The sequence below is a fragment of the Collimonas rhizosphaerae genome (assembly GCF_038896935.1).
Lineage (GTDB): Bacteria > Pseudomonadota > Gammaproteobacteria > Burkholderiales > Burkholderiaceae_D > Collimonas > Collimonas rhizosphaerae.
Genome location: NZ_JBANDC010000003.1, coordinates 126,330 through 150,329 on the forward strand (window position 1 = coordinate 126,330; position 24,000 = coordinate 150,329).

21 protein-coding genes and 2 tRNA genes are annotated in these 24,000 nt (G+C 59.3%); 5 read left to right on the forward strand and 18 right to left on the reverse strand.

All coding sequences use genetic code 11. The features are described 5' to 3' along the window. The first annotated feature begins 2 nt into the window (after positions 1-2). Positions 3-1,265 carry a lysophospholipid transporter LplT gene (gene lplT, locus V8G57_RS05075; RefSeq protein WP_092393920.1) on the forward strand — a complete coding sequence of 421 codons (1,263 nt, stop codon included), beginning with the start codon at positions 3-5 and terminating at the stop codon, positions 1,263-1,265. Between the two features lie 26 nt (positions 1,266-1,291). On the opposite strand, the gene V8G57_RS05080 is transcribed toward lplT, so the two are convergent. From V8G57_RS05080 to tsaB, 4 genes are read right to left on the reverse strand one after another with little or no spacing between them, the layout of a single operon-like run. After that, positions 1,292-2,284 (reverse strand): DUF1853 family protein, encoded by a 993-nt coding sequence (locus V8G57_RS05080; protein WP_342828455.1) that lies wholly within the window; start codon positions 2,282-2,284, stop codon positions 1,292-1,294. Further along, positions 2,265-3,113 (reverse strand): uracil-DNA glycosylase, encoded by an 849-nt coding sequence (locus V8G57_RS05085; protein WP_342828456.1) that lies wholly within the window; start codon positions 3,111-3,113, stop codon positions 2,265-2,267. Before V8G57_RS05085 ends, V8G57_RS05080 begins: the two co-directional genes overlap by 20 nt. After that, the gene (gene rimI, locus V8G57_RS05090; RefSeq protein ID WP_092393928.1) at positions 3,110-3,595 is read right to left on the reverse strand and encodes a ribosomal protein S18-alanine N-acetyltransferase; all 486 of its coding nucleotides are present in this window, start codon (positions 3,593-3,595) and stop codon (positions 3,110-3,112) included. Before rimI ends, V8G57_RS05085 begins: the two co-directional genes overlap by 4 nt. Further along, a complete protein-coding gene (gene tsaB, locus V8G57_RS05095) occupies positions 3,592-4,296 on the reverse strand; it encodes a tRNA (adenosine(37)-N6)-threonylcarbamoyltransferase complex dimerization subunit type 1 TsaB (protein WP_342828457.1) in 705 nt (234 codons plus the stop codon). Before tsaB ends, rimI begins: the two co-directional genes overlap by 4 nt. A 142-nt stretch (positions 4,297-4,438) precedes the next feature. Here tsaB and V8G57_RS05100 point away from each other — a divergent pair, with 142 nt between their 5' ends. After that, positions 4,439-4,861, forward strand: a complete 423-nt coding sequence (locus V8G57_RS05100; RefSeq protein WP_092393934.1) for a thioredoxin family protein — start codon at positions 4,439-4,441, stop codon at positions 4,859-4,861. On the opposite strand, the gene V8G57_RS05105 is transcribed toward V8G57_RS05100, so the two are convergent. Genes V8G57_RS05105 through V8G57_RS05115 form a run of 3 tightly spaced genes read right to left on the reverse strand, consistent with a single transcriptional unit; the run spans position 4,858 to position 6,918 of the window. Next, a complete protein-coding gene (locus V8G57_RS05105; protein WP_092393937.1) occupies positions 4,858-5,772 on the reverse strand; it encodes a LysR family transcriptional regulator in 915 nt (304 codons plus the stop codon). The genes V8G57_RS05100 and V8G57_RS05105 overlap by 4 nt on opposite strands. 30 nt (positions 5,773-5,802) lie before the next feature. Next, positions 5,803-6,123, reverse strand: coding sequence for a chemotaxis protein (locus V8G57_RS05110; protein WP_342828459.1), 321 nt, complete (start codon positions 6,121-6,123; stop codon positions 5,803-5,805). A gap of 57 nt (positions 6,124-6,180) precedes the next feature. Further along, positions 6,181-6,918: an ABC transporter ATP-binding protein gene (locus V8G57_RS05115; protein WP_092393942.1), complete on the reverse strand. Its 738-nt coding sequence runs from the start codon at positions 6,916-6,918 to the stop codon at positions 6,181-6,183. Here V8G57_RS05115 and V8G57_RS05120 point away from each other — a divergent pair. Further along, positions 6,917-7,609 (forward strand): arylesterase, encoded by a 693-nt coding sequence (locus V8G57_RS05120; protein WP_342828460.1) that lies wholly within the window; start codon positions 6,917-6,919, stop codon positions 7,607-7,609. The genes V8G57_RS05115 and V8G57_RS05120 overlap by 2 nt on opposite strands. A gap of 64 nt (positions 7,610-7,673) precedes the next feature. On the opposite strand, the gene V8G57_RS05125 is transcribed toward V8G57_RS05120, so the two are convergent. The 11 genes from V8G57_RS05125 to V8G57_RS05175 all read right to left on the reverse strand — a co-directional run bounded on the left by V8G57_RS05125 (position 7,674) and on the right by V8G57_RS05175 (position 22,014). Further along, complete coding sequence (locus V8G57_RS05125) at positions 7,674-9,608, reverse strand: SurA N-terminal domain-containing protein (RefSeq protein ID WP_342828461.1); 1,935 nt, start codon at positions 9,606-9,608, stop codon at positions 7,674-7,676. 92 nt (positions 9,609-9,700) lie between these two features. After that, positions 9,701-9,777: transfer RNA gene (locus V8G57_RS05130), tRNA-Asp, on the reverse strand. Positions 9,778-9,829: 52 nt separating this feature from the next. Beyond that, complete coding sequence (locus V8G57_RS05135) at positions 9,830-10,102, reverse strand: HU family DNA-binding protein (protein ID WP_014006418.1); 273 nt, start codon at positions 10,100-10,102, stop codon at positions 9,830-9,832. A gap of 325 nt (positions 10,103-10,427) precedes the next feature. Continuing rightward, positions 10,428-12,839, reverse strand: a complete 2,412-nt coding sequence (gene lon / locus V8G57_RS05140; RefSeq protein ID WP_092393950.1) for an endopeptidase La — start codon at positions 12,837-12,839, stop codon at positions 10,428-10,430. Between the two features lie 316 nt (positions 12,840-13,155). Beyond that, positions 13,156-14,424 (reverse strand): ATP-dependent Clp protease ATP-binding subunit ClpX, encoded by a 1,269-nt coding sequence (gene clpX / locus V8G57_RS05145; RefSeq protein ID WP_014006420.1) that lies wholly within the window; start codon positions 14,422-14,424, stop codon positions 13,156-13,158. 163 nt (positions 14,425-14,587) lie between these two features. Further along, positions 14,588-15,214: an ATP-dependent Clp endopeptidase proteolytic subunit ClpP gene (gene clpP / locus V8G57_RS05150; RefSeq protein ID WP_092393953.1), complete on the reverse strand. Its 627-nt coding sequence runs from the start codon at positions 15,212-15,214 to the stop codon at positions 14,588-14,590. An 86-nt stretch (positions 15,215-15,300) separates the two neighbouring features. Further along, on the reverse strand, positions 15,301-16,653 hold the full coding sequence (gene tig / locus V8G57_RS05155) for a trigger factor (RefSeq protein ID WP_342828462.1): 1,353 nt from the start codon (positions 16,651-16,653) through the stop codon (positions 15,301-15,303). Positions 16,654-16,823: 170 nt separating this feature from the next. Next, the gene (locus V8G57_RS05160; RefSeq protein WP_342828463.1) at positions 16,824-17,321 is read right to left on the reverse strand and encodes a CreA family protein; all 498 of its coding nucleotides are present in this window, start codon (positions 17,319-17,321) and stop codon (positions 16,824-16,826) included. 153 nt (positions 17,322-17,474) lie between these two features. Then, positions 17,475-17,561: transfer RNA gene (locus V8G57_RS05165), tRNA-Leu, on the reverse strand. Between the two features lie 116 nt (positions 17,562-17,677). Then, positions 17,678-20,800: an efflux RND transporter permease subunit gene (locus tag V8G57_RS05170; protein ID WP_342828464.1), complete on the reverse strand. Its 3,123-nt coding sequence runs from the start codon at positions 20,798-20,800 to the stop codon at positions 17,678-17,680. Further along, complete coding sequence (locus V8G57_RS05175) at positions 20,797-22,014, reverse strand: efflux RND transporter periplasmic adaptor subunit (RefSeq protein WP_092393962.1); 1,218 nt, start codon at positions 22,012-22,014, stop codon at positions 20,797-20,799. Before V8G57_RS05175 ends, V8G57_RS05170 begins: the two co-directional genes overlap by 4 nt. Positions 22,015-22,238: 224 nt before the next feature. Between V8G57_RS05175 and hpnC the strand changes: the two genes are divergently transcribed. Then, positions 22,239-23,051: a squalene synthase HpnC gene (gene hpnC / locus V8G57_RS05180; RefSeq protein WP_342828466.1), complete on the forward strand. Its 813-nt coding sequence runs from the start codon at positions 22,239-22,241 to the stop codon at positions 23,049-23,051. 89 nt (positions 23,052-23,140) lie between these two features. Beyond that, positions 23,141-23,974 carry a presqualene diphosphate synthase HpnD gene (gene hpnD, locus V8G57_RS05185; RefSeq protein ID WP_342828467.1) on the forward strand — a complete coding sequence of 278 codons (834 nt, stop codon included), beginning with the start codon at positions 23,141-23,143 and terminating at the stop codon, positions 23,972-23,974. Positions 23,975-24,000: the final 26 nt, after the last annotated feature.

Consider the following 24,000-nt stretch of genomic DNA (forward strand, 5'->3'; position numbering starts at 1 on the left):
GGATGAATCGCGGTTTTTACACCATCATGGCAGCGCAGTTTTTTTCTTCGCTGGCCGACAACGCACTGCTCATAGCGGCAATCGCCTTACTGGCTGAAATGTCCTCGCCCGGCTGGATGACGCCGCTGCTGAAACTGTTTTTTGTCCTGTCTTACGTGCTGTTAGCTGCTTTTGTCGGCGCTTTTGCCGATTCGCTGCCCAAAGGCCGGGTGATGTTCATCACCAACATGATCAAGATCGCCGGCTGCCTGATGATGTTTGCCGATGTCCATCCCCTGATCGCGTATGGCGTGGTCGGCTTCGGCGCAGCTGCATATTCGCCTGCCAAATATGGCATCCTCACTGAATTGTTGCCGGCGGAAAAACTGGTGGCCGCCAACGGCTGGATCGAAGGCTTGACCATGGCTTCGATCATCCTCGGCACGGTCCTCGGCGGCGCGCTGGTCAGTCCCCATGTCGTTTCCATCTTGCTGCAATGGCACATCCCCATCATCAACTGGCACCTGAACACGCCGACCCATGCGGCGCTGATGGTGATCGGCATGCTGTACCTGATCGCTACCGTCTTCAACCTGAAAATCCCTGACACCGGCGCCCGCTATCCGCACCAGCAGCGCAGGCCGAGCAAGCTGATCGTCGATTTCGCCAATTGCAACGCAATCCTGTGGAAAGACAAGCTGGGACAGATTTCGCTGGCCGTCACCACCCTGTTCTGGGGCGCCGGCGCAACCTTGCAGTTCATCGTATTGAAATGGGCCGAGAAGTCGCTCGGCATGCCGCTCGACAAGGCTGCCATCCTGCAAGGCGTGGTGGCGTTTGGCGTGGCGATCGGCGCCGGGGCGGCGGCGCGCATGATCCCACTGAAAAAATCGCTGACCGTCATGCCGATGGGCATCGTGATGGGCCTGGTGGTGATGGCCATGACAGTGGTGCACTCGGTATGGGTCGCTTACCCGCTGCTGATCATCATCGGCGCCTTGTCGGGTTATTTCGTGGTGCCGATGAATGCGCTGCTGCAGCATCGCGGCCATGTGCTGATGAGCGCCGGCCACTCGATCGCTGTGCAGAATTTCAATGAAAACCTGTCGGTGCTGACCATGCTGGTGCTGTATGCATTGATGATCAAGATCGACCTGGATGTCAATATCGTCATCCTCCTGTTTGGCTCGTTTGTCGCCTGCATCATGTTTCTCATCATGCGCAAGCATGCGGCCAATCAGCGCGAGCATGATTCGCTGGCCTTGATTGGCGAAACCAAGCACTAACACCGGCAGAAAAATCCAGGCAGCGATCAGCCTTGGTCGCCCATCCTTGCATGACGCTGGGCCGCCGCCCGCTCCGCCCAGTCGTCCGGCACCACAAAACCTCTGTCGATTTCCAGCCCATACCCATCCTCGGCGCGCAGGGTCGCCAGCAGCACCGGCGCGGCATCGCCGGCAAAATGCTGCGACAAGGCCTGTTGCGCGTCTGCCGCGCTGAGCGCGTGTCCAAGCGCGATTTTTGCCGGCGCCAGCCAGCGCCGGCGCGGCAATACCAGGTACAAGGCTGACTGGTCCAGCTGCAACGCAGAGAGGCTGCGCCAATATCCCCGGCAAGCGTTTGTGGATACGCCGAGCGCGTAGGGCGAGGGTAAATCGTCATCCGGATAAAACAGCCAGCCCTTGACCAGTGCCTGGGCAGAAGCGACCGGTTCACTCAGGTGTATCTGCGAAGCCGGATGCTGCGACAGCACCAGCTGGCACTGCAGGATCTTTTGCATTTTGGCGCCCAGCGAATCGGCCAGGTTAGGACCCAGGAAATCGTCCGGCTGCAAGCTGCCGCCGCCAGTCTCCAGCAGATAGAACTTGGTCGCGAACTCCCAGTGGACCAGGTCGCCGTTCAGCCGCAACAGGAAATCGAATTCGCCTATCGTGTCGTTTTTGCTGGCCCTGACCTGCACGCTGTGCGCCACCAGCATCTGCCGCTGCTCAAAATAAAACGCCATCAATTTTTCCGCGTACAGGCCCAAGCGCGTCGATGGCAAGCTGCCGATATAGCTGTGCAATGCCTGCAATTTTTCCGGCGCCTGCTCCAGCGCGCTCAGCCATGCAGCCAGGCCGGCGTCAGCGTAGCTGGCGATTTTTCCTTGCCACTGTGCGGCCTGGGGATCAAGCAGGTCGGGCGCATCCAGCAGCCAAGCCAGCGCCCTGACGTGCGGATCGAACAGATGGTTCCAGCGCAAGTGAAACTGTTGCTGGCAAGCGCCGGCGTGCGCCGCGGAAGAATCATTCGCCGGCGTTGGCATACGTGCTCATGGCCAGGCACAGGTCGCTCCAGACTTTGCCCTTGTCGCCCAGCTGGCGCAGCAGATAAGCCGGGTGATAGGTCACCACCAGAGGACGGTCGGCGTAGCGGTGCACGGAGCCGCGCAGTTTTGAAACCGGAGTGGCGGGATCCAGTCCCAGCAGCGACAAGGCAGCGGTCTTGCCCAGCGCGACCAGGACGGTTGGCTGGATCAATTCGATCTGGCGCTGCAGATACGGCAGGCAGGCCGCCACTTCATCCGCCGCCGGTGGCCGATCGCGGCCGGTGCCGTCGGTGGGGCGGCACTTGACGATATTGGCGATGTACGCGTTTTCGCCGCGCTTCAAGCCCATCGCCAGCAGGATATTGTCGAGCAGTTTACCGGCCGGGCCGACGAACGGCTCGCCCTGGATATCCTCGTTGCGTCCGGGACCTTCGCCGATGAACAGCCATTTGGCCTTGCTGTCGCCGATACCGAACACGGTATTCTTACGCCCCTGGCAGAGCCCGCAAGCTGTGCAGCCTGCCACTGCCTTCTGCAACTGTCCCCAATCCATTGCGGCGGTGGAAATCCCCGCCTGGACGGCTGCCTGCGGTACGGATACCGGTTCGGCGTCGGCCCAGGCTGAAACCGCAGGGTTATCCTGCACGCGGCTCGCCATCGGCTCGACCCGCTGCGGAACCGGCACGGCGGGAATTTCCACCGCCGGCGCCACATCCGCTTTTATCAGTTCTGCGCCTGCCAAGCCGGCGCCGCCATCGCGCCGCAGCCACAGCGGGCCGAGGCCGATCTCGTCAAGGAAAACGCTGCGCCTGCTCATCTCGCTCATAACGGCAGCCTCATTACGATGGCTTCTTCACGCTTGTCGCCGGCAGCAGGATAATAATCGCGGCGGCGGCCGATCTCGACGAAACCGTAGCGCTGGTAGATCGCAATCGCACGCGTATTCGATGGCCGCACTTCCAGCAACACCGACTGCATCTGCTGCTGATGCGCCAGGAGGCATACCTTATCGAGCAGCATCTTGCCGATGCCGCGCCGCTGCATGTCGCCATGCACGCTGATATTGAGCAGATGCGCCTCGTCCAGCGCCTGCATCATGAAAAAATAGCCGAGCAAGGCCTGCTTCGCATCGCGCAATACCCAGCATTGATAACCGCTCTGGATCGAATCGACAAAATTGCCATGGGTCCAGGGATGCGAATACACGGTCTTTTCGATCGCCAGCACCTCGTCCAGGTCTTCGATACGCATGGCGGCAAACGCAAGCGGCCGCAACAGGCCGGCCGCCGGCTGTGCATTGGCGTTCATGGGTTCACCTTGGCGGCGCGCTCGGCGGTGGTGAGCGCTACCTTGTTACGCAAATACAAAGGCTGGGCCTGCACCGCGCTCAAGCCCCCGCCTTGGGCCAGCGCGACGCTGCCCAGCTGGGCGATCTGGCGCGCGCTCGGCATCACCGCCGGCAAGCCGCCGGCCGCGAACGGAGCAGCGGAAAACGCTTCCGCATATGCCGCCAGGCCATTGCCGCAGGCTTGCAGCACGCCGCTTTGCGCCGGCAGGGGCAATACCTGCGACGGCGCCGACAAAGCCGGTTCGGCAATTACCTGCCAGCCATCGCCGGCAAAGCGATATTGGGCCCAGTAGACTTCGCCCATGCGCGCATCCAGCACCGCCAGCACTTCGCCGGCGCCGTTGAGGTCGCGGCAAGCCTGCGCCATGGCGGCCAGCGTCACTACCGGCAACACCGGCAGGTCGGCGCCGAACGCCAGTCCTTGCACGATGCCGCAGGCGGTGCGCACCCCCGTGAAGGAGCCGGGACCGACGCCGAACGCCAGCGCGTCGCACTGGGCCAGGCTGATCCCGGCCTCGGCCAGCAAGTCTTGCACCATCGGCAGGATGGCAAGGGAATGGGTTTGGACGCCCGCCGATTCGCGGGTAGTCACCTGGCCGTCGCGCAACAAGGCGGCGGAGGCCAGTTCGGTAGATGTTTCAATGGCAAGAATGGTCTGCATGGGCCGTATTTTACCGCGCTCGACGCCGCTTCGGCTGCACTCTGCGCGATTGGCCGGGCCAATCCTGCGGCAAAGGCCCCAGGAACCGGCAAACCAAGGGTATTCATGCAAGATCCAGCGCACACGCTGTAAAATATCGCGAATGCTGATCCTCACTCTCGATAACGACAATCACCAGGAACTTGCCACCACCCTGTCGGAGGATGGCTGGGTGGCGGCTTGCCTGTGCGCCGCCTGGTGCGGCAGCTGCCGGGAATATTTCGCGAATTTCACGGCGTTGGCGCAACGCCATCCGCATGTGCAATTCGTCTGGATCGATATCGAAGACCAGGCAGAACTGATCGGCGACCTGGACGTCGACAATTTCCCTACCTTGCTGATCCAGCGCGGCGACGTCGTGGCGTTCCTGGGCCCGGTGGAAATGGATTTGCGCCTGGCCGAAAGAATCCTGCTGGCGCAAATGGAAAAGAGCACCCCTGAGCTGCAGGCCGAAGCCCAGAGCAGCACGGAACGCCGTCATTGGCAGCTGGAAGCCAATCTATTGCGGCGCCTGGCGGATATTTAGGATGCCAGCCAGGGGTCGCAATCCGGATGCGGAAACTGCGCCATCATGAAATCGACAAAACTGCGCACCTTGGCCGACAACAGGCGCCGGCTGGGATAGACCAGGCGCACTGCCACCTTGTTGATCTGGTAATCGGGCAGCACCCGCACCACGCGCCCCGCCACCATATCGTCGCCCAGCGTATACGAGGTGCGCATGGCGATTCCCATCCCTGCCAGCAAACACTGGCGCAGCAAATCGGTATTGTTCGACATCACCTTGCTGGTGATCGGAATGACCGAGGCGCCCTGCTCCGACTGGAAGGTCCAGTGATGGCGCAGATGTTCCATGGAAAAATTGAGGCATGAATGCTGCGCCAGTTCCTCCGGCGTCTGCGGCACGCCATGTTCGGCAATATAAGCCGGCGAGGCGCACAGCAGCACTTCCGCGATGCCCAGCTGGCGCGCCACCATGCCGGCGTCGAATTTCTGGTTGACCGAAAAAATGCCGACGTCAAAACCTTCTTCGATCAGGTCGACAGTACGGTCCGACAAGGTCACATCCAGCCGCACATCGGGATACTGCTTCGAATACAGCGGCAGCAGGCGCGCCAGCTGGGTCTGGCCGAAACCGATCTGCGAATAGATGTGCAAGGTGCCGGCGGGTTTGGTCGACAGCACGGAAGCAGCAGCTTCTGCTTCGTCGATTTCATCCAGGATCTGCTGCACCCGCTCCAGGTAAGCCTGGCCCGGTTCGGTCAGCGCCATGCGGCGCGTCGAGCGGTGCAGCAGGCGGATCCCGAGATGGTTTTCCAGGTCGGCCACCAGGCGCGTGACCACCGCATTCGACATGTCCAGCACCTGGGCGGCGGCGACAAAGCTGCCCTGCTCCACTACCTTCGCAAAAACCCGCATTGACTGCAAGCGATCCATATTCTTTTGTCCTATCTTATTCTCTGCCGCTCATTTACTCAGCAAAGCCGTGAAGGCGACCACCAGGGCCAGCGCGCTGAGGCCCAGCGCCAGTCCGCACAGCACGCCGGCGCGCCGCGATTTTGCGCCGGCTTGCAGCGCCTCTTGCCGCATTTCCTGCTCAAGCAATGGCAGCGCGGTCTTGAGTTGTTCGGCAAGCGCCTTGATGTCGCCGACGTTTTGCAGCGACGCCGCCTGCAGTTCGCTTACCTGCTGCTGCAAGATCTGCAGCCGGCTCTCTTCCGTATTACCTTTGCGCCGGGTGAACACCGGCGCCGCCACGGAAATGATGTCGCTGATATACGGAAGCACAGCCTTTGTTACTGAAAGCCAAGCCGACATGCACTACCCTCCACCTTCTTTTTTCGCTTATTGAAATATCTGCGCATCGGCAGCGCTGGTATCACCCGGGCGCAGCAGACGGCCGGCGGCGATCGTGATGGTCTGGCGGCACTGCATGGCGATCGAGGTATCGTGCGTCACCAGCACCAGCGTTGAGCCGCGTTCCTGGTTCAGGTCAAACATCAGCTGGATCACCGCGTCGCCGGTAGCCGCATCGAGGCTGCCGGTAGGCTCGTCAGCGAACAAGAGCGGCGGCTCGGTGACGAAAGCACGCGCCAGCGCCACCCGCTGCTGCTCACCGCCCGACAGGTATTTCGGATAGTGCTGCAGGCGCGACCCCAGCCCGACCCGTTCCAGCTTGGCCTGCGCCTTCTCTTTGGCATCCCTGTCGCCACGCAGTTCGAGCGGCAGCATGACATTTTCCAGCGCGCTCAAATGGCTCAGCAACTGGAAAGACTGGAAAACGAAACCGAGCTTTTCCTTGCGCAAGCCGGCGCGGCCATCCTCGTCCAGGGCAAAGATATCGCTGCCGTCGATGTGCACAGTACCCGACGATGGCGTGTCCAACCCCGCCAGCAAGCCCAGCAAGGTCGATTTGCCGGAACCGGAAGCGCCGACAATCGCCAGCGTGGTACCGCCCTGGACGTTAAAATTGATATCATCAAGAATCACCAGCTCGCCGCTGGCGTCGGCAACACGCTTGGTCAAGCGCTGGACGTCTATGGCTGGGGCTATTGCAGGATTAACAGAAGAGGACTGATGCATGCAGATTATCGACTCCGGGTTGGGGAATGGTTTTCAGGACTTGGCCGAGGGCTGGCGCCGCAAATTCGGCGTTCGCTTGCGGCTAGCCGCCTTGCTGTTTGGCCTGCTCGGCCTAGTATGGACGAACAATGCCTATTCTGCATCAAAATCGATACTGGTGTTAGGCGATAGCCTTTCCGCAGAATACGGACTGGCGCGCGGTAGCGGCTGGGTATCCTTGCTGCAGCAGCGCCTGAAGACAGAAAACCTTGGCGGCAGCGTCGTCAACGCCAGCATCAGCGGCGAAACCAGCAGCGGCGGCAAAACGCGCTTGCCGGCGCTGCTCCAGCAACGACCTGACATTGTCATCATCGAACTGGGCGCCAACGATGCCCTGCGCGGCCTGCAATTGAACGCCACCGAAAGCAACCTGCGCGCGATGATCAGCGCGGCGCAGCAAGCGAAAGCAAAAGTGCTGCTGGTGGGTATGCGGATTCCGCCCAACTACGGCCGCGACTACACCGAAAAATTCTTTGCGCTTTATCCGATGCTGGCCAAACAGGCCAAGGTGCCGCTGGTTCCGTTCCTGCTGGACGGCGTCGCCGACAAACCGGACATGTTCCAGGCCGACCGCATGCACCCTGTAGCGCAGGCGCATCCGATCATATTGAACAATGTCTGGCCGGAATTGAAATCGCTGCTGGCGAAATAACATCCAGCAATAAAAAAGCCACTTTCCAGTGGCTTTTTATTCTCTACCTTAGTGACGGCATCGATCAGTTCTGCTTGTCGTCGCCGCCAGCGGTGATGGTTGCCACCGGTTTCAGTATCTTGACCTTGGCCTTCTCTTTCAGCACATCCACATACGCCAGCATTTCCTGCTGTCCCAGGACACTGGTGATCTGCTGCTGTTCAGCAGTACGCCGCGCCTGGTCCTGGGCCGCCGGCTGGCCGACCTTGGCGATCCGGTAAAGTCCGTAACCCTGCTGCGGCAGCACCACGCCGACATAGGCCGGCAGTTTATTCACATTGGCCTTCATCAGCGCCTCGAACGCCACCGGATTGACACCCTGGTTCTTGACGCGCGACACGGTTTGCACCGCGCCGAAACCGCTGGCGCTGTCTTGCGCTTTCAGCGCAGCCAGTTTTTCTTCGCCGGCTTTCTTGGCCAGCGCGGCTTCTTCGGTACGCGTGACCTTGTCGCTGATGATTGCCTTGACCTCGTCGAACGAACGCTTGGTCACCGGCTTGTACTCGACTACATGGCCGGCGATGAACGTGTTCGGCGCTATCTCGATCGCTTCGGTATTGTGCTTGTTCTTCAAAGCTTCATCCGAGTACAGCGCGGCCAGGAATTTCGGGTTGTTGTACGGAGCGGTGGCTGGCGCAGCGGCAGGATTCGGCTGGCGACCGAGGTTCGCGGCCGACTGGATCTGCAGGTGCATCTTGTCGGCGACAGGCTTCAGGCTGTCAGCTTGCTCGTATACCGTGTTGCTGAAAGCTTCCGCCAGTTCCGTGAACTTGCGCGCTGCCAGCTGTTTCTTGATCTCCGCACCGATATCGGCCTTGACTTCATCGATCGGCTTGATCACTGCAGGCTTGATGCCGGTCACTTCGATAATGTGATAGCCGAAATCGGATTGCACCAGGCCGCTGATCTCGCCCTGCTTCAGCTTGCCGGCTGCGTCCTCGAAAGGCTTGACCATCATGCCTGGGCCGAAATAACCGAGATCGCCGCCCATTTCAGCGGACGCGGTGTCTTGCGAATTGGCCTTGGCCACTTTGGCGAAGTCGGCCGGATTCTTGCGCACCTCAGCCAGCAAGCCTTCAGCCTTGGCTTTTGCCGCAGCCAGTTCCGCCGCCGGCGCGTCTTTCTTCACCGAGACCAGGATATGGCTGGCGCGGCGTTCTTCCGGCGTCGTGTAACGGCTCAGGTTATTGTCGTAATAGGACTTGATGTCGGCATCGCTGACCGTTACCTGGGCTGCAACCGCAGCGCTGTCGAGCACGACATAGTCAGCCTTGATCTGCTCAGGGATTTCGAATTCCTTGGCGTTCTTGACGTAGTAGTCCTGCAGCATGGCGTCGGTGACTTTCACTTGCGCGGCATAGTCGGCAGTCTTGAACAGCAGCTCCTGCACGTCGCGTTCCTGATCGTTGATGTCCGACAAGCGCGTGGCGACTGTTTTCGGCGTAAACGCGGTGGTTTGCACTGCGCCGTTCAACTGCTGCATTGCCATGTCCTGGCGCAGGCGCGCCTCGTACATGGTCGGCGTCATGCCCTGCGCCGCCAGCAATGCCTTGTAGCGTTCATTGTCGAATTTGCCGTCGGCGCCATGCAATTCCGGCACACCCATGATGGCTTGCTGCAGGCTTTGATCGGATACCGACAAATGCTCGCTGCCCACCGCCGCGACCAGCACGCGCTGCGCGATCAGGTTATCCAGCACGCCTTGCTTGGCTTGCGGCGTCTCGACCATCTTCGGGTCGAAACGGTCGCCGAATGCCTGGCGCATGCGGTCCATCTGCTGGCGCAGGGCGGCGTCCCATTCCTGCTGGGTGATCGGCTGGCCGGCGACTTTCGCCACCGTGTTGGCGCCGTCGCCAAAGCTGCTATAGCTTTGCAGCCCGACTAATGCAAACGAAGGGATGATCAGGAGCAGCAGCAAGAACTGCATCAAGCGCTGATGGGTACGGACAAATTCAAACATGGTCGGCCAATCAAGATCAAAAAGGAAGGCTGCAATACAAACCGGATGTACATAAGAAAAAAGGCGAACTCTCGTTCGCCTTTTTTGTATTTTGGCGGAGTGGACGGGACTCGAACCCGCGACCCCCGGCGTGACAGGCCGGTATTCTAACCAGCTGAACTACCACTCCTAAACAACTGCTTGTAAATCTCTTTTGGCGTTTGTCACCACGCCAAAAGACGCTAGTTTACAGCATCTTTCAACGCTTTGCCAGGCTTAAATTTAGGAACTTTCGCTGCCTTGATCTTAATTGCCTCTCCGGTACGCGGATTACGGCCGGTGCGTGCTGCGCGCTTGCCTACCGAGAACGTGCCAAAGCCGACCAAGGTCACTGAGCCGTTCTTTTTCAACGTGGTTTTAACTGCGGCGATCACGGCATCCAAAGCGCGGGTCGACGCGGCCTTGGAAATGTCTGCTGACTTGGCGATGTGATCGATTAATTCGGTTTTGTTCACTGAAGCCCCCTCACAGGAATTGAAATTCGAGATGATGCTTGTTCCGCATTTTGTGCGAAAAATCATCGCAGATGGACTGCAGAAAAAAATCTGCAGCTGGTATTAAACAAGCCGCAAAGCCTTGTGTCAAGCGCTTTCCCGGCGATACGGGGAGGTTTAACCTGATTTTACAAACTTGATATATTCAACATTAAATACATTTGCACATATGAAAAAACCCCAAAAGTTGTTGTCCAACTTTTGGGGTTCAGTTCACTCGCGAGCGCTTTTTTAAAACAGGAATCAGGCTGGCGAATCCGATAGCTTATCCGGATCCGGCGCCGGCTCAGTGCTTGACCACGCTGGGATCCGACTTCTCGCTGCTCTTGGCGACGGCAGCATCCAGCACTGCTTCCTCGTCGGTCAAAGGCACAGGCTGCCGCTCCAGGGCGATCTCGAGCACCTTGTCGATCCAGCGCACCGGTACGATTTCCAGCTTGTTCTTGACGTTGTCCGGAATCTCGGCCAGGTCTTTCACGTTCTGCTCTGGAATCAGCACCGTCTTGATGCCGCCGCGATGCGCTGCCAGCAGTTTTTCCTTCAAGCCGCCGATAGGCAGGACTTCGCCGCGCAAGGTGATTTCACCCGTCATGGCGACATCGGCCCGCACCGGGATCCCGGTAAAGATCGAGACCAGGGCGGTAGTCATCCCGACGCCGGCCGACGGTCCGTCTTTTGGCGTCGCGCCTTCCGGCACGTGGATATGGATATCGCTCTTTTCGAACGCCTCGCCCCTGATGCCCAGTTTCGCGGCGCGGCTGCGCATCACCGTGCGTGCAGCTTCGATCGATTCCTTCATCACGTCGCCCAGGGTGCCGGTACGGATGATTGCACCTTTACCCGGCATCTTGACGGCTTCGATGGTCAGCAGCTCGCCGCCCACTTCAGTCCACGCCAGGCCGACCACTTGGCCGATCTGGTTCTCTTTTTCGGCAACGCCGAAATCGAAGCGCCGCACACCGAGGAATTTATCGATGTTCTTGGAAGTGACCGCAACCTTCTTCTCTTGCTTCTTCAACAGCAGCAGCTTCACCACCTTGCGGCAGATCTTGGAGATTTCCCGTTCCAGCGAACGCACCCCGGCTTCACGCGTGTAGTAACGGATGATGTCGCGGATCGCGCTTTCAGCCAGGCTGATTTCCTCGACCTTCAAACCATTGTTCTTGATTTGCTTGGGCAGCAGGTAACGCAGCGCGATGTTGGTCTTTTCATCTTCGGTGTAGCCTGACAGGCGAATCACTTCCATCCGGTCCAGCAGCGCCGGCGGGATGTTGAAGGAGTTCGAAGTCGCCACGAACATCACATCCGACAAGTCGAAATCGACTTCGATGTAATGGTCCGAGAAGGTATGGTTCTGCTCAGGATCCAGCACCTCCAGCAGCGCCGACGACGGATCGCCGCGGAAATCCATGCCGAGCTTGTCGATCTCGTCCAGCAGGAACAGCGGATTGCGCACCCCGACCTTGGCCAGGCTTTGCAAGATCTTGCCTGGCATGGAGCCAATGTAGGTACGGCGATGACCGCGGATCTCGGCCTCGTCACGCACGCCGCCTAAAGCCATCCGCACGAATTTGCGGTTGGTGGCGCGGGCGATCGACTGCCCCAGCGAGGTTTTACCCACGCCAGGAGGACCGACGAAACACAGGATCGGCGCTTTCAGCTTGTCGACGCGCTGTTGCACGGCAAGATATTCCAGGATGCGTTCTTTGACCTTGTCGAGGCCGTAGTGATCGCCTTCCAGGACTTTTTCGGCATTGCCCAGTTCGTTGTTGACCTTGGATTTTTTCTTCCATGGCAAACCGACCAGCGTATCGATGTAGTTGCGCACCACGGTCGCTTCGGCTGACATCGGTGACATCAGTTTCAGTTTCTTCAGCTCGCTCTGCGCCTTTTCCAGCGCTTCCTTAGGCATCTTGGCAGACAGGATCTTCTTTTCCAGCTCTTCCAGGTCAGCGCCTTCTTCGCCTTCGCCCAATTCCTTCTGGATCGCCTTGACCTGCTCGTTCAGATAGTATTCGCGCTGGGATTTTTCCATCTGGCGCTTGACGCGGCCGCGGATGCGCTTCTCGACTTGCAGGATATCCAGTTCGCCTTCGAGCTGGCCGAGCAGGTGCTCGTAACGCTTGGCGATATTGAAGATTTCCAGGATGACCTGCTTTTGCTCGAGCTTCAGCGGCAAGTGGGCGGCGATGGTGTCGGCCAGGCGGCCAGCGTCATCGATGCCGGACAGCGAGGTCAGGATCTCCGGCGGAATTTTCTTGTTCAGTTTGACGTACTGGTCGAATTGCTGAACGATGGCGCGGCGCATCGCTTCCACTTCAGCCTCATCGCCCAGTTCGGATTCGACCGGCGTCAGGTCGGCGACAAAATGCGTGTCGAGTTCGCTGATGTGATGGATGCGCGCACGCTGCGCCCCTTCCACCAGCACCTTGACGGTGCCGTCGGGCAGTTTCAGCATTTGCAAGATATTGGCGACGCAGCCGATTTCATAAATATCGTCCGGCGACGGCTCGTCCTTGGCTGCGGCTTTCTGGGCCGCGAGCATGATGCTCTTGCCCTGCTCCATCGCGGCTTCAAGCGCCTTGATCGATTTTGGGCGACCGACGAACAGTGGAATCACCATATGCGGGAATACCACGACATCCCGTAAAGGCAAGAGAGGCAACTGAGTTTGTTCAGTAAATGTAGAAGTCGTCATGGTGAGCCCTATCAAAAAATCTTATTAATGATGTTGGCACGAGTGGCCGAAACTCAAGCCCCGGTTTCAACAATAAATCACCACTTCTATTTGCAACTAGTTTGCGATGGCCAATAAAAAAGCCACACGCGAAGGTAACTTCGGGTGGCTTTGCGATTGAAGCCAAATCGTATGTTTTGGCAAATTGTACTACTTTTGGCTTAAAAACCGGCTTAAACCCCTGCTTTTTACATGGCTTTACAAATTTCCCGGTTTTGCGCCGCCGCCAGGAACCGGCCTTTGGCAAGACCTGCTCCGGCAGGCAAACCTGACCGCCTTATTTCGCGCCGGACACCTTCGGCTGCTCATGGTAAATCAGCAACGGTTTAGCGCCGCTGTTGACGGTATTTTCATCAACCACGACCTTGGCGACGTTCTGCTGGCTTGGCAAATCGTACATAACGTCGAGCAGCACGTGCTCGAGGATGGAGCGCAAGCCGCGCGCACCGGTTTTACGCGCCAGGGCGCGCTTGGCGATGGCTTGCAGCGCCGCAGGGCGGATTTCCAGCTCGGCGCCTTCCATCTGCAGCAGCTTGGAGTATTGCTTGACCAGCGCGTTCTTGGGCGCAATCAGGATCTCGATCAGCGCTTCTTCGTTCAGCTCGGCCAGCGTCGCGATCACCGGCAAACGGCCGACCAGCTCTGGAATCAGGCCGAAGCGCGTCAAGTCCTCAGGCTCGGCGTCCAGCAGCACTTCGCTGGAGGTACGCTGGCTCTGGCTCTTCACATTTGCCGAAAAGCCAATACCGCTCTTTTCCGAACGCTCGGAAATGATCTTGGCCAGGCCGTCGAAGGCGCCGCCGCAAATGAACAGGATGTTGGTGGTGTCGATCTGCACGAAGTCCTGGTTCGGGTGCTTGCGCCCGCCTTGCGGCGGCACCGAGGCCATGGTGCCTTCGATCAGTTTCAGCAAGGCTTGCTGCACGCCCTCGCCCGAGACATCGCGGGTAATCGACGGGTTATCCGACTTGCGCGAAATCTTGTCGATTTCATCGATGTAGACGATGCCCCGCTGCGCCTTCTCGACTTCGTAATTGCAGTTCTGCAGCAGTTTCTGGATGATGTTTTCGACGTCCTCGCCGACATAACCGGCTTCGGTCAGCGTGGTCGCATCGGCGATCACGAACGGCACGTTCAGCATGCGCGCCAGCGTTTGCGCCAGCAGGGTCTTGCCGGAGCCGGTCGGACCGACCAGCAGGATATTGCTCTTCGCCAGTTCGATGTCGTCTTTCTTGCCAAGATGCTTGAGACGCTTGTAATGGTTGTACACCGCCACCGACAGGATCCGCTTGGCAGGCTCCTGGCCGATCACATACTGGTCGAGCAGCTCGCTGATTTCCTGCGGGATCGGCAGTTCCGATTTTTGACCATCCAGCGTTTCGACGTTCGATGCTTCATCGGTAATGATGTCATTACAGAGATCGATGCATTCATCACAAATGAATACCGATGGCCCGGCGATGAGTTTTTTCACTTCATGCTGGCTTTTGCCGCAGAAGGAACAATAAAGCAGTTTTTCGCCGCTGGAAGATTTTTTATCAGACATAAAGGCAGAGTTTAAGTAAAACTATAGAGGGTGGACCACAGCATCGATTCGCGGTATGGATTTTATCTTACCCGCGAAATCCGGATTCGTCACGCCTGGGCGATTTTTGAAAAGCAAAACGCCCGTACCTTTGGGGCCGGGCGTTTCATTCGTTACGCAGCAATCAAGCGCGTGTCGCCAGGACTTTATCGATCAGGCCATATTCCACAGCCGCATCCGCGGACATGAAATTATCCCGGTCCGTATCCTTGCTGATCTGCTCAATGCTTCTGCCGGTCTTGTCAGCCAGGATGCCGTTCAGGCGTTCCCGCAGGTAGAGGATTTCACGCGCCTGGATTTCGATATCCGAAGCCTGACCCTGGGCGCCGCCCAAAGGCTGGTGAATCATGATGCGCGAGTTAGGCAGCGAGAAACGCTTGCCCTTGGCGCCCGCAGCCAGCAGGAAAGCACCCATGGATGCCGCCATGCCGGTACACAAGGTGGAGACTTCCGGCTTGACGAACTGCATGGTGTCGAAAATCGCCATGCCGGCAGACACCGAACCGCCAGGAGAATTGATATATAAAGAAATATCCTTGTCAGGATTTTCGCTTTCCAGGAACAGCAACTGCGCCACCACCAGGTTGGCGGTCTGGTCGTTGACCGGGCCTACCAGGAAAATGATGCGTTCGCGCAGCAGGCGCGAATAGATGTCATAGGAACGCTCACCGCGGCCACTCTGCTCAATCACGATAGGCACCATGCCAAGCATGTCAGTATCCAGTGCCGAATTACGATTAAAGCCTGTCATATTTTTCCTTATGGAGAGCGCTCAAAACTTAATCAAACCACCGAACCGGCCCAGGCTTGCCGCCTGGACCGTGGTACTGCACCTGATTAAGCTTGTTGCCCGTTGTTGCTCATTAATTCATCGAATGCAACCGATTTTTCAGTCACTTTCGATTTGCCCAGCACATAGTTAACGACGTTTTCTTCCAAAACAAGGGCTTCGACCTCTGCCAGGCGGCGGCGATCGCTGAAATAATATTTCAGGACTTGCTGCGGGTCTTCGTAGCTTTGCGCAAAATCTTCCACTTGGGCTTTGACTTGCTCCGGGGTTGCCTGCAGCTTGTTTTCCTTGACCACTTCGGCCAGGATCAGGCCCAGGCGTACGCGACGCTCAGCCTGGGCTGTGAACAGCTCCGGCGGGAACGGCATGTCGTTGACCTTCATGCCGCGCTGCGCCATATCCTGGCGGGTCATTTCAACCAGGCGCTCGACATCCTGCTCGACCAGCGCTTTCGGCACTTCCAGGTCGCTGACCTTGATCAGTGCATCCATGACGCTGTCTTTGTTCTTGGCCTTGACGCGGGAACCGACTTCACGCTCCAGGTTGAGCTTGATGTCAGCGCGCATCTTGACCAGGTCGCCGTCGTCGATGCCCAGCGATTTAGCAAATTCTGCGTCGACTTCCGGCAGGTGCGCCCATTCCAGCTTCTTCAGCGTGATGGTGAATTCCGCGGTCTTGCCGGCGACATCCTTGCCGTGGTAATCGGCAGGGAAAGCCAGTTCAAACGTCTTGGCTTCGCCTACTTTCAGGCCGACGGTCGCGTTTTCGAACTCAGGCAGCATGCGGCCTTCGCCCAGTACGTAAGCGTAGTCGTCGGCTTTGCCGCCCTGGAATTCAACGCCGTCGATCTTGCCGACGAAATCGACAGTCACGCGGTCGCCGTTCTTGGCTGTCAGGTCGCTGCCGCCATCGCCGTGCGCGCCTTGCTCGCCCTTGACGTGGTAGTGCACGCGCTGCTTGCGCAGGATATCGATGGTCTTGTCGATTTCAGCATCGCTGACTTCGGCCTTGGTCTTTTCGACTTCAACGGCGGTCAGGTCGCCGATCTTGACTTCAGGGTAGATTTCGAAAGTCGCGTCGAACGCCAGCGTACCTTCAGCCACGCCTTCGCTGTTCTTTGGCTCGATCTTCGGATAACCGGCAACGCGCAGGTTGTTTTCATTGGCAGCGGTGTTGAAGGCATTGCCGACTTTGTCGTTCAGCACTTCGGTTTCGACCTGGTAGCCGTATTGTGCAGCGACCATCTTCATCGGCACTTTACCTGGGCGGAAGCCAGGCGCTTTTGCAGTGCGGGCGCGAACCTTCAAGCGCTTTTCGACTTCGGTTTGCACTTCGCTCACAGCGATAGTGAGGGTAAGGCGGCGTTCAAGTTTATCCAGAGTTTCGACTGCAGTTGCCATGTGGATCGTCCAAAAATTAAAAATTCCGTGGTGCGGCTAAGGTAATGCGGGGTAAAACGATGAAAAGTTGTCATTTCCACCCCAACCCTGCCGCGCTAAAGTCCGATATTCTATACGTAAAACAGGCGGTTGCGCCAAAACGCGTCGCTCCGCCCGGGCAATAAGCTTGCTTATTTGAGCGGAATCGGGTTGCCGACCGGCACCGGCACCGCCGTAACGCTGTTTTGCGGGCTGCCGTCGACCAATTTATCCGAATAGGTCAGGTAGACCAGTGTATTCCGCTTCGGGTCGACCAGCCGCACGATATGCAGGCGCTTGAACAGCACCGACATGCGCTCGGTAAACACATCTTCCTGCAACGGCAGCTTGGCGCTGAACTGCACCGCGGCAACCTGGCGGCAGGCGATCGAGGCTTCCGCCCTGTCCTCCGCCAGCCCGACGGTGCCCTTGACGCCGCCGGTGCGTGCGCGCGACACGTAGCAGGTCACGCCCTGCACCTTGGGATCGTCGTACGCCTCGACCACGACGCGGTCATTGCGCCCGACCCAGCGGAATGCGGTGCTCACCTCGCCCACCTGCTCCGATGCCGCTTGCGCAGGGCCTGCGGCGATTGCCGCTAAACCAAGCAAACCAAGTAAAGCGGCCACTCCCAGGGATTTTGTATGCATATTTATTCCAGGAAAGAAATTGCGATTGTATGCCGAACAAACGATCCGCCGCTCGGCATTTCACGACCATGCGCGCAGACGTAAAAAAACCCTCTTCAAGAGGGTTCTTCCATGCTTAGCCAGCCGCCAATACATCGATATCATCGACACAGCTGGTGCGACCGAGAGGACTCGAACCTCCACAAGATTGCTCTCGACAGGACCTAAACCTGTTGCGTCTACCAATTTCGCCACGGTCGCATTTCCAACAAATACAGTGCAATCCCGCATTGCAGGATTGGACAGCCCGCTATTCTACTGCAAGCCATCCGATATGGCGAGAGGCTGCCTCGTTTTCTCGCCATATTTCTACGCGCTTAACCGTGGTTGTCCGCAGCGGTCTCCGGCTGCGGCTTCTTGACCCGGAACCAGGCCGCATACAACGCCGGCAAAAACAGCAGGGTCAAGCCGGTCGCCACAATCAGGCCGCCCATGATCGCCACCGCCATCGGCCCCCAGAACACCGAACGCGACAAGGGGATCATCGCCAGCACCGCTGCCGCCGCGGTCAGCATGATCGGCCGGCAGCGCCGCACCGCGGATTCCACAATCGCATTCCACGGCGCCACGCCGTTGGCGATATCGTGCTCGATCTGGTCGATCAGGATCACCGAATTGCGGATGATCATGCCAAACAGCGCAATCACGCCCAGCTGGGCGACGAAGCCGAACGGCCGCTGCAGCAACAGCAACGCCGCCGCCGCACCCGCCACGCCGAGCGGCCCGGTCAGGAACACCAGCAAGGAGCGCGAAAAGCTGTGCAACTGCAGCATCAGCAAAGTGAAGATAATGAAAATCACCAGCGGCACATTGGCGGCGATCGAATCCTGCGCCTTGCCGCTGTCATGGGCGGCGCCGGCGACGTCGATGATATAGCCGGGCGGCAGCTGGGCCCTGATCTTGTCGAGCTGCGGATCGATCTGGGCGGTCACCGTCGGCCCTTGCACGCCGTCGATCACATCCGCCTGCACCGTGATCGCCCAATTGCGCCATTCGCGCCACACCACGCCCGGCTCCCACACCAGCTTGACGGTGGCGACCTGCGCCAGCGGCACCGACTTGCCGCTGGCGGTCGGCACGTTGGCCTGGTTCAGGGCGTCGATGGTGGCGCGCTCGTCCAGCGGCTGGCGCACCACGATATCGATCAGGCGGTCGTGTTCGCGGTACTGGCCGATGGTGGTGCCGGTCAGCATGGTGTTCACCGTCTGCATCACGGTTTGCGAACCGATGCCCAGCGTGCGCAGCTTATCCTGGTCGAGGTCGATCCGCAGCACCTTGACCGACTCGTTCCAGTTGTCGTTGAGGCCGGTGATATTCGGATTGCCGTTCATGACGCTCTTGACCTGGTCGGCAATTGTCCTGACCTTGGCGGCGTCGGTGCCGCTGACGCGGAACTGCACCGCATACGGCACCGGCGGGCCGCTAGGCAGCAGCTTGACGCGCCCCCGGACTTCCGGGAAACCGTGCTTGAACGCTTCGGTAATGCGCAGGCGCAAGGCGTCGCGCGCCGCCAGGTCCTTGGTCAGCAGCACCAGCTGCGCCACATTGGTCTGCGGCAGGATCTGGTCCAGCGGCAGGTAAAAACGCGGGCTGCCGCTGCCGACATAAGTGGTCATGCTTTCCAGTTCGGGCGCGGCATGGATATACGCCTCGAATTTCTTGGCCTGGGCTTCGGTGGCGGCAAACGACGAACCTTCCGGCAGCCACAGCTCGATCATCAGCTCCGGCCGGCTGGAATCGGGGAAAAACTGCTCTTCGATAAACTTGAAGCCGAACACGCCCAGCGCAAACACCATCAAGGTCAAGGCGATGGTGGTCTTGCGCCACTCGACGCACCAGTTGACCGCGCGCCGGACGCGTGTATAGAACGGCGTATTGAACAATTCATGGTGGCCGTCGGCGCCGGCCGCCGGCTTCACTTTCAGCAGCAGGAAGCCGATATAGGGCGTAAACAGCACCGCCACCAGCCACGAAATCAGCAGCGCCAGCGCATTCACCGAAAACATGGAAAAGGTATATTCGCCGGCGGCCGACTTGGCCAGGCCGATCGGCAGGAAGCCGGCGGCGGTGATCAGGGTTCCGGTCAGCATCGGCATCGCGGTGGAGGTATAGGCAAAGGTCGCCGCCTCCAGCCGCGACAAGCCTTCTTCCATCTTGCGCACCATCATCTCCACCGCGATGATGGCGTCGTCCACCAGCAGGCCGAGGGCGATGATCAGCGCGCCCAGCGATATCTTGTGCAGGTCGATGCTGAAAATGCTCATGAACAGGAAGGTTACCGCCAGCACCAGCGGAATGGTCAAGGCCACCACCAGGCCGGGCCGGACGTCGATGCGGAACGGCTTGGTATGGAAACCCAGCGACAGGAAACTCACCGCCAGCACGATCAGCACCGCTTCCATCAGGGTCTTCAGGAATTCATTGACCGATTCGGCGACGATTTTCGGCTGGTTCGAGACCCGCTCGAGGTCGATCCCGACCGGCAGCTTGGCCTTGATCTGGGCAGTCATCTTCTCCATGTCCTTGCCCAGGGAGATGATGTCGCCGCCCTTCGCCATCGACACGCCGAGTCCGATCACTTCCTTGCCGTTGAAGCGCATCTTGGTCTGCGGCGGATCCTGGTATTCGCGTTTGACGACGGCAAAATCTCCCAGCCTGAAGGTAGTGCTGTTGGCCCGCAGCTGCAGGTTTTCCAGGTCCTTGGGCGACGCCAGCGCACCGCTGACGCGGATCTGCAGGTTGTCGGTGGCGGTGGCCAGCACCCCGGTCGACTGCAAGGCGTTTTGCGCGCTCAGCTGGTTGACGATGTCTTGCACCGTAATGCCCAGCTGCGAGAATTTTTTCTGCGAAAATTCGATGAATATCTTTTCATCCTGGACGCCGAACAAATCCACCTTGGCGACCGAGGGCAAGGTCAGCAATTGCTGCCGCACGAAATCGGCATAGTCCTTGACGTCGGCATAATTGAAGCCGTCGCCGGAAACCGCAAAAATCGAGCCGTAGGTTTCGCCGAACTCATCGTTGAAGAACGGCCCCACCACGCCTGGCGGCAAGGTCTGCTTGATGTCGTTGATTTTCTTGCGCACCTGGTACCAGGCATCCGCCGTTTCCTTGGGCGGGGCCGATTCCTGCAAGGTCAGGATGATCAGCGTTTCGCCCGGCTTGGAATAGCTGCGGATGGTGTCGATGTGCGGCGTTTCCTGCAACTTCTTTTCCAGCTTGTCGGTGACCTGGTCGGCCATCTGCAAGGCGGTAGCGCCCGGCCACTGCGCCGACACCACCATGGCGCGGAAGGTGAACGGCGGATCTTCATCCTGCCCCAGGCGGCCATAGCTGAGGATGCCGCCGATCACCAGCACCACCATCAGGTAACGCGTCAGGGGTATGTGCTCCAGGGCCCAGCGCGACAGATTAAAACCGTTTTTTTTGTCATCGCTCATCGGGCTGCTCCGCCCGTTGCCGCCGCTGCGGAAGGTTCGGCATTATTGGACGCCAGCGGCGGGCTCGCCACCGCTTTGCCGGGCGGCAGGCTGCCTTCCGGCGCATTCAGGATCGTGACTTTCTGTCCCGGCTTGAGCTGGTTGACGCCGGCGGTCACCACCTGCTGGCCGGCGCGCAGGTCGCCTTGTATCCATACTTCATTGCCGTGCTGGCCGTTGATCTGCACCGGCACCTGGCGCACCTGGTGCACCGTGCTGCCGTCGACCACCCATACCGCGCTATGGTCCTGCACCCGCAACAGCGCGGTGAGCGGCACCTTGATCGCATTGTCGCTGGTCTTGCTGGTGAAACTGGCGTAGGCGGTCATGCCCAGCTTGACGTTAGGCGTATCGTCCGGGATCGAGATCTTGATGGCGTAAGTGCGCGTCACCGGATCGGCAATCGGCGAAACCTCGCGCACCGTGCCGCGGATCACTTGTTTTGGATCAGCCCACAAACGTACCTGCACATCGCTGCTGCCGCGCAATTTGTCGACTTGGTTTTCCGGCGCCCCGACCACCACTTCCTTGGCGCCCTGGCGAGCCACGCTGACCACCGGCGTGCCGGCCGCAACCACCTGGCCGGCTTCGGCGCTGATGGCGGTGACCACCCCGTCCACATCCGATTCCAGGGTCGCGTAAGCGGTCTGGTTCAACTGCCCCTTGAATGCGGCTTCGGCCTGGTCATAAGTCGCTTGCGCGGCCTTGTACGCGGTATCTTTCGCATCCAGCACGGCTTGGCTGACAAAGTTCTTGTCGCGCAGGTCCTGGTAGCGCTTCAGGTCGGCCTTGGCGGTATCACGGTTGCTGGCGGCCGAGCTGACGGCGGCCACCGCTTGTGCCTGCGCCAGCTGCAGGTCCTTGGGATCGAGCCGCATCAGCACCTGGCCGCGCTTGACGACCGTGCCGACATCGACCTGGCGCGCAATGATCTTGCCGGCCACCCGGAAACCCAGCTGCGATTCATAGCGGGCCTGCACCGCGCCCGGAAATTCAGAGGTGACGTCGGCATTGGCCGGATTCAGCACCACCACCCGCACCGGGCGGATATCTTCGACCTTTTCAGCGGGCTTGGAACAGGCAGCCAACAGTAATGTGCAAATAAGCAACAAACCGGGAGCGCGCATGCGCACCAAGGTAGCTGCGGACGGACGCGGATTTATCTGGGTCAACACGTTTTTTCCTTTACTATTCTGGGCGGTCGTTAGCTGTCGTTGCCGGTTTACGCAGCACCGTTCGGCACGCCATAAAACAATCGATTGCCGAAGCTTCTCACAAATTAATAACTTTCAGGTCAGTTATTATAATTGCGCCGGATTAAGTTTGACCAAAGCTTTTTTTATGCCGGACAATTAGAGACAAATAATGCTTTTTTGATAAAAATATTCTGCCCTCCCTAATGCCCACCAACCATTACGAAAATTTCCCGGTCGCCTCCCTGCTGCTGCCGGCCCGGCTGCGTCCCGCAGTCAGGGTGATCTACGCCTTTGCCCGCAGCGCCGACGACATCGCCGATGAAGGCGACGCCGCTCCCGAGCAGCGCCTGCGCGCATTGCATGCGTACGAGACCGCTTTGGACAGGATAGAACATAAGCAGGCCGCGGAAAGCAGCTTGTTTCAAGCGCTGGAACAGGTGATCGCGGAATACCGGCTGCCGCTGGCGCCGTTCCGCGACCTGCTGTCGGCCTTCAAGCAAGATGTGGTCACCACCCGCTACAGCCAGTTTCCCGAGCTGCTCGACTACTGCCGGCGCTCGGCCAATCCGGTCGGCGCCCTGATGCTGCACCTGTATGGGGCGGCGAACGAACAGAACCTGCGCGATTCGGACGCCATCTGTTCGGCATTGCAATTGATTAACTTCTGGCAAGACGTAGCGATCGACTGGGACAAGGCCAGGATTTATCTGCCGCTGGAAGACTTGCAGCGTTTCGGCGTATCGCAGGCGCAGCTTGCCAGCGGCACGGTGGACCACGCCTGGCGTCGGCTGATGCAGTTCGAGGTGCAGCGTGCACGCAACATGATGACCGGCGCCCAGGCGCTGGCGCTGCGGCTGCCGGGCCGGATCGGCTGGGAATTGCGGCTGGTGGTGCAAGGCGGCCTGCGCATCCTGGAGCTGCTGGAAGCGGCGGATTACGACATGTTCCGCCAACGGCCGAAACTGGGCAAAGCCGACTGGCTGCTGCTTGCCTGGCGGGCCCTGCGCATGAGATAAGCCAACAAAATCAGCAAACCACAACGCCGCTCTTATGCATTCTTACGTATACTTCGGGCAAATTGTTTTTTAAGCTGCTCCCCACATCCATGTCCCCAGACGATTACTGCCAGCAAAAAGCCGCCCAGAGCGGCTCCAGTTTTTATTACAGCTTCCTGTTCCTGCCGGCGGAACGGCGGCGCGCCATCACTGCGCTGTACGCCTTCTGCCGCGAAGTGGACGACACGGTCGACGATTGCACCGACGAAAGCGTGGCGCGCACCAAGCTGATGTGGTGGCGCAAGGAAATCGCCGCCATGCTGGCCGGCAATCCGTCCCATCCGGTCACCCAGGCCCTGCAACCTCACCTGCAGCCTTACGGACTGGACGGCAAGCACCTGCAAGCGATTATCGACGGCATGGAAATGGACCTGAACCAGACCCGTTACCTGGATTACCCGGGCTTGAAGCAATACTGCTGGCATGTGGCAGGCGTGGTCGGCATCCTGTCGGCCAGCATCTTCGGCGTAACCCAGCCGCAAACCCTGCAGTTTGCCGAAAAGCTCGGCCTGGCATTCCAGCTCACCAACATTATCCGCGACGTCGGTGAAGACGGCCGCAAGGGCCGCATCTACCTGCCGGTCAACGAGCTGCAGCAATTCAATGTCACCGCCGCCGACATCCTGAATGCGCGTTACAGCGAGAATTTTGTCAACCTGATGCGCTTCCAGGTAGCGCGCGCGCAGCAGGCTTACGACGAAGCATTTGCCTTGCTGCCCAAGGCAGACCGGCGCGCCCAGCGCCCCGGCCTGATGATGGCGGCCATCTACCGCGCGCTGCTGGGTGAAATCGAGCGCGACGGCTTCCATGTATTGAACCAGCGCATTTCGCTCACGCCGATCCGTAAACTCTGGCTGGCTTGGAAAACCTATGTGCGCGGCTGACTGCGTCGCATCGCGGCTCCTGCCCC

Bases quoted from the DNA above. Each gene is read 5' to 3' on its own strand.
- lon (WP_092393950.1), bottom strand. From the start codon at position 12,839: ATGACGACTTCTACATTTACTGAACAAACTCAGTTGCCTCTCTTGCCT.
- V8G57_RS05125 (WP_342828461.1), bottom strand. From the start codon at position 9,608: ATGTTTGAATTTGTCCGTACCCATCAGCGCTTGATGCAGTTCTTGCTG.
- V8G57_RS05100 (WP_092393934.1), top strand. From the start codon at position 4,439: ATGCTGATCCTCACTCTCGATAACGACAATCACCAGGAACTTGCCACC.
- hpnC (WP_342828466.1), top strand. From the start codon at position 22,239: ATGCCCACCAACCATTACGAAAATTTCCCGGTCGCCTCCCTGCTGCTG.
- hpnD (WP_342828467.1), top strand. From the start codon at position 23,141: ATGTCCCCAGACGATTACTGCCAGCAAAAAGCCGCCCAGAGCGGCTCC.
- V8G57_RS05080 (WP_342828455.1), bottom strand. From the start codon at position 2,284: ATGCCAACGCCGGCGAATGATTCTTCCGCGGCGCACGCCGGCGCTTGC.
- clpP (WP_092393953.1), bottom strand. From the start codon at position 15,214: ATGACAGGCTTTAATCGTAATTCGGCACTGGATACTGACATGCTTGGC.
- tsaB (WP_342828457.1), bottom strand. From the start codon at position 4,296: ATGCAGACCATTCTTGCCATTGAAACATCTACCGAACTGGCCTCCGCC.
- tig (WP_342828462.1), bottom strand. From the start codon at position 16,653: ATGGCAACTGCAGTCGAAACTCTGGATAAACTTGAACGCCGCCTTACC.
- V8G57_RS05120 (WP_342828460.1), top strand. From the start codon at position 6,917: ATGCAGATTATCGACTCCGGGTTGGGGAATGGTTTTCAGGACTTGGCC.
- V8G57_RS05160 (WP_342828463.1), bottom strand. From the start codon at position 17,321: ATGCATACAAAATCCCTGGGAGTGGCCGCTTTACTTGGTTTGCTTGGT.
- rimI (WP_092393928.1), bottom strand. From the start codon at position 3,595: ATGAACGCCAATGCACAGCCGGCGGCCGGCCTGTTGCGGCCGCTTGCG.
- V8G57_RS05170 (WP_342828464.1), bottom strand. From the start codon at position 20,800: ATGAGCGATGACAAAAAAAACGGTTTTAATCTGTCGCGCTGGGCCCTG.
- V8G57_RS05115 (WP_092393942.1), bottom strand. From the start codon at position 6,918: ATGCATCAGTCCTCTTCTGTTAATCCTGCAATAGCCCCAGCCATAGAC.
- lplT (WP_092393920.1), top strand. From the start codon at position 3: ATGAATCGCGGTTTTTACACCATCATGGCAGCGCAGTTTTTTTCTTCG.
- V8G57_RS05085 (WP_342828456.1), bottom strand. From the start codon at position 3,113: ATGAGCGAGATGAGCAGGCGCAGCGTTTTCCTTGACGAGATCGGCCTC.
- clpX (WP_014006420.1), bottom strand. From the start codon at position 14,424: ATGTCTGATAAAAAATCTTCCAGCGGCGAAAAACTGCTTTATTGTTCC.
- V8G57_RS05105 (WP_092393937.1), bottom strand. From the start codon at position 5,772: ATGGATCGCTTGCAGTCAATGCGGGTTTTTGCGAAGGTAGTGGAGCAG.